Annotated in this window: 4 protein-coding genes; 1 reads left to right on the forward strand and 3 read right to left on the reverse strand. The window is 48.2% G+C overall.

Translation table 11 applies throughout. From position 1 onward, the window contains the following. On the reverse strand, window positions 1-2,203 hold a 2,203-nt coding region (locus tag OEM52_14150; GenBank protein MDK9701277.1), incomplete at its 3' end, for a hypothetical protein. A 195-nt stretch (window positions 2,204-2,398) separates the two neighbouring features. Between OEM52_14150 and OEM52_14155 the strand changes: the two genes are divergently transcribed. Beyond that, complete coding sequence (locus OEM52_14155) at window positions 2,399-3,010, forward strand: PorT family protein (protein MDK9701278.1); 612 nt, start codon at window positions 2,399-2,401, stop codon at window positions 3,008-3,010. A 198-nt stretch (window positions 3,011-3,208) separates the two neighbouring features. On the opposite strand, the gene ric is transcribed toward OEM52_14155, so the two are convergent. Continuing rightward, on the reverse strand, window positions 3,209-3,901 hold the full coding sequence (ric, locus tag OEM52_14160) for an iron-sulfur cluster repair di-iron protein (GenBank protein MDK9701279.1): 693 nt from the start codon (window positions 3,899-3,901) through the stop codon (window positions 3,209-3,211). 188 nt (window positions 3,902-4,089) lie between these two features. Continuing rightward, on the reverse strand, window positions 4,090-4,442 hold a 353-nt coding region (locus OEM52_14165; protein ID MDK9701280.1), incomplete at its 5' end, for a phosphate acyltransferase.

Below are 4,442 nucleotides of genomic sequence, written 5' to 3' on the forward strand. Positions count from 1 at the left end.
CTTGTTCGCCTAACTGAGGATTCTTTGCAACATCGTCCGCAGTCTGAGCGACTTGCTCCTCTAATGCTTTACTGTCGTTAGCCAGTTTGCTTTGTTCGCGCGATAACGAATCGGACGCTGCCGACTGGTTTTGCAGTGAATCGATTGCCATTTCGTTGCGACGCGACTGCTCGGCAACCTTTTTCGACCACTGTTCCAGTAAATCCATCCGCCTTTCGAGACGAATTTGCTCCAGTAATGCCACGGTGCGATCCAGCTTTTCTTTCCACTCCTTTTGATCGAGTTGAACCCGATCCATCGCCGCTTTGATTTGTTGCTGATCCATCTTCTTTAATGCTTCTTGCAGTTTCTGCAGAGCATCCTTTAACTCAGGAGATGCCAACTCCTGCATCAACTCCTGTAAACGGGATAGTTTCTCCATCGTTTCGCGGGCAGCAGCTCCACTCTCTTCCATTTTCTTGGATAACTCGCGCAGCTCTTTTGCAGCCGCTTCAGCGCGTTTCACTAATTCATTCTGCTTCTCCGCCGCCGCCCGGGCCTGTTCTTTATCCTCATGAGAAAGCTGTCCTTTACGTTTCATCCGCTCGGCAAGCTGCTCTAAAGACTGTGCGACTCGTTCGCCCGACTTCGACAACGCTTCCAACTCACTGCCTATCGCTTCGTTGGCCGTTTCTGTTTCGGTAAGCCACTGCTCCAACGAAGGGACTTTCATATGTCGAATCTCTGAAACCCCTCGTCCCGGTCCTGTAACGATGTTCTCATCGAAGGCGGAAACATAGAATTCTACGCCATCGTCTGGCAATAAATCATATTGCGATAAATCCCACTGTACCGCGGCGCCTGCACTGGCGGGCGGAATCGCTTGCGGTTGAATTGCGAGCGAGTCCCATGTTGATGTTTGTTGATTCTTGAGTAACCGGAAACAGAGATACATCCGACCGATTCCGAAATCGTCGTCGGCGCGGGCGATGACCGGTAATCGAAATGTTCCGGGAAGTGCATCGTCTTTCTCAGGAGCTAATAGCAGCACTCGCGGCGATTCATCAGGTAGAAGTTCGACTTGGAACGATGCTGGAGCGCTTCCGGCTCTCCCCCTGTCATCAGTTAAAACGAACTGTACTTGTCCGCCTGTTTTAATGGGAATAGTAGTGGAAACCGCTTTTCCGCTGCTCTTTACACCAAAAGTGTCAACACCATTACTATGTCGGAATAGTAGAAACAGCGTACCGATGTCGGCAGTAGCACGTCCATTCCATACCAATTTGCTGCCCGCCAAAACAGCGAGATCGCCCAGCGATGCTTCCCGTGGTGGTAAGCCGGAGTAACCCGGGGGGATAACCGTAAGAGTACTATTCTCGATTCTAACTCGTTGAAATGGTGTGAGTTTCAGCTTCTTTCCAATGATCGAGCCCACTCTTGGAGTGACAGCTATCTCGCCGGAGGCATCTTCGAGTTTGAATTGAGCAGCTTGATTTTCAAACCGGAACGGAAGTTGTTTCCTTTTCTGTTGAGAAACAAACTCCACCTCAAACTCACCAGTTTCCGGGAGTGTTGTTGCAGTAACCGGCTCGATTTTCAGCGATAGTGTGATCGGTTCCCCCCGAGCATACGAGTCGACTGCATCATTTGTCCAGAGCAGTTGATAGGGTGCAGCAGGTAGGAAGCTTCGATTTGGTAGCAAAAGTCGGGCGATGGCATCGCGGCTTGATGAGAACAGCAACGGAACAGCGAACACCAAGACAACGATTGCCGTTGTTCGTAACAGCGACTTTTTTACAATAGGAAAAGGAAAAAGCACTTGTGGTTCAACTGTCGATAGCTCATTGGTAGTTATCGATATCGCATACTGAGCGAGTGGGGAGGGGTCGCTCTGTAACTCAATGGCATTGAGCAACCTGCCGTGTCCCAATGGGTGTCTCGCAAAAGTTTTCGCTAATTCAGAGTCGTTGGGGCTTTGGTTTTGGTACAACTGCCGGAGTTGCCAAAACAGCAAACTAACTGTTACGGTTAATCCAGTCAGAAGCAACCCGGAGATAAACCATCGAATGGGAACCGGAAAATGAAAAAGGAGTTCAAGTAGTATCGCGATGGTAGTAAGGGACGCGAACACAGGCACACCGCGGATAACGGTGCGCAAAAGACGGTAACGCCACCATGCTGTACGGTATCGTCTAAGCCAATTTTTGAGGGTAGTTTCGTCCATATTATTTACTTTTTCCCATCGTATAATAATACGTAACGGCGTAAGATTCTAATACAATCTTCGTCGCAGATGCTTGTCCCTCTTGACAAGCCGTAATCTTAATCATACTTTAACATCGCATTGTGAGGCATCTTGCACAGGTTCTCGCCTTCAGCTCACAACGAGTGTTTGTTTTATTTTACTCAAGGAGGAAGAATGACCCGCACAATTGCAATCGTTGCACTTACCATTCTATTCGCTGCCACCGCATTTGCTGCTGACGGCAAACTCAGTTACGGTGTCAAACTCGGCTTGAACATGGCTAACCAAAAAATCGACCCGACTCCATCAGGCGTAACTGTTAAAGGTCGTACCGGTTTTGGCGTAGGCGCTATCATCAATTATTCGATGAATGAGAAGATGGCGATTCGCACAGATATCCTCTATCTCCAAAAAGGTTCCAAGATGGAAGCGACTGGATATAGTGGTGAAAGTAATTTCACGTATCTTGCGATTGAACCGTTCTGGACCTATAAGTTTTCCGAATGGTCTTGCAAACTCAATTCTAAGATGGCAAGTGCATTCTTTCAAGTCGGACCAGAAATCGGTCTCTGCTTAAGTGCAAAAGACAAGGATGATAAGGATATTACCGGCAAGAAGAGCACAGAAATTGGTTTGAATGTAGGCGTCGGGATCAATATGCCAATGGGCAAAGGATACCTCTCCCCGGAACTTCGCTATAACATGGGTCTTACCAGTGCAGCGGAAAATGGCGGAACCAAGGCAACGAACAACGGTATCGGTATCATGTTCGGTTACATGTTCTAATTCGTTCCGTGAAGTGTCATTGCGAGAAGTTCGCCATTTGGCGGACCACGAAGCAATCTCAATTTCTTAGCGAATAGAATTTGTCTCATTGAGAATCCCCTACTTTCGAGTAGGGGATTTTTGTGTTAACTCGGCTAAGGCGTATGGCTTACGCCCCATACTCGAGCTCGGGCATCGTGTTCACCCTAACTATGCTTACTATGCCATCAATACACTTGCCCGCGGAAACAGAATATTGTTTTCCAAGTGGACATGTATATGAATGTCGCGTTCGAGCGCTTCCAATCCATCCAACATCGCTCGGTATGAGTTACATGCGTCCGGCGGCGGCATGTAGTTCTCAGTGATTTTTCGCATCGTGCGTAAATCTTCTCCCACGATATCGTGCTCCCGGAAAATCGTTGGCAACGTCTCTTTTGCAGTCTGAGTAGCAGTTGCTTCTCCGTTGGCTAATAACTGGGAGAGAATCACCGGAAAGATGATTTTCTCCTCGCTTGCCAGATGACCTTCCATCGAAATCTTGAACACCTCAAATTGCTTGTGAAGTTGTTGGAGCTCCGGATGCGATTCACTGTGTCGATTGGCAACCTTAGCTACCAATGCTGACAACCGCGGAAGATTTTCCTGCAAGTAACTATGATGAGTAAAGAGGATGTGGTCGATGAGTTGGTCGAGCGGCTGGGTGCGCCAATCGATGGGTTCTTCTGCGGAAACCGTTGCAGAAAGCATTGGTAATACCGTTTCGACGGCATGACCGCTCTGTAAACATGCTGCTTCTAACGTAACATTGCCGCCGCAGCAGTAATCGATGCCGAGCTTCTCAAATACGAGCGAACGCGACGGCTGTTCCGCGACTAATTCGCCGACGGTTCTTAATTGTATGGTTACCATGGGTACCTCCTATTATGATATACGACATAATGTACCGAAATAGTCTATAATAGACTTTGACCTAAATCAACTTAATCACACAGAGGTAGTTGGTAATCGTAGGACAGACACTCCTGTCTGTCCAGCAACCCTAACAAAAACGGGCTGTACGTTCGTACAGCCCGTAATCGCATTCGATATCGTAGTTGTTATTGTGCGTCGGAAGCGGCAAAAGCGGCGATGTTCACGATATCGCTCACTTCGCAACTTCGTTGCAAAACGTGTACGCTCTTGTCCATTCCCATCCAAATCGGGCCGATCGCTTCCGCTTGCCCTAACTTCATGAGCAATTTGTAAGCGATGTTTCCGCTCGTCATATCCGGGAAGATTAGTGTATTAACTTCTTTTCCCATCAATGCTGAGAATGGATACGTACGTTCCATCAGTTCTTGCGAAGTCGCGGTATCGGCTTGCATTTCCCCATCGATAATAATGTCGGGGCGTTTGCGTTTAACGATTTCCCCAGCGTCGCGAACTTTTGCGGCCGAGGGATGAATCGTAC

The organism is bacterium (assembly GCA_030247525.1).
Lineage (GTDB): Bacteria > Electryoneota > JAOADG01 > JAOADG01 > JAOADG01 > JAOTSC01.

What these genes read in the sequence shown, in the direction of transcription:
- OEM52_14155 (MDK9701278.1), top strand. Translation starts at nt 2,399, where the DNA reads ATGACCCGCACAATTGCAATCGTTGCACTTACCATTCTATTCGCTGCC.
- ric (MDK9701279.1), bottom strand. Translation starts at nt 3,901, where the DNA reads ATGGTAACCATACAATTAAGAACCGTCGGCGAATTAGTCGCGGAACAG.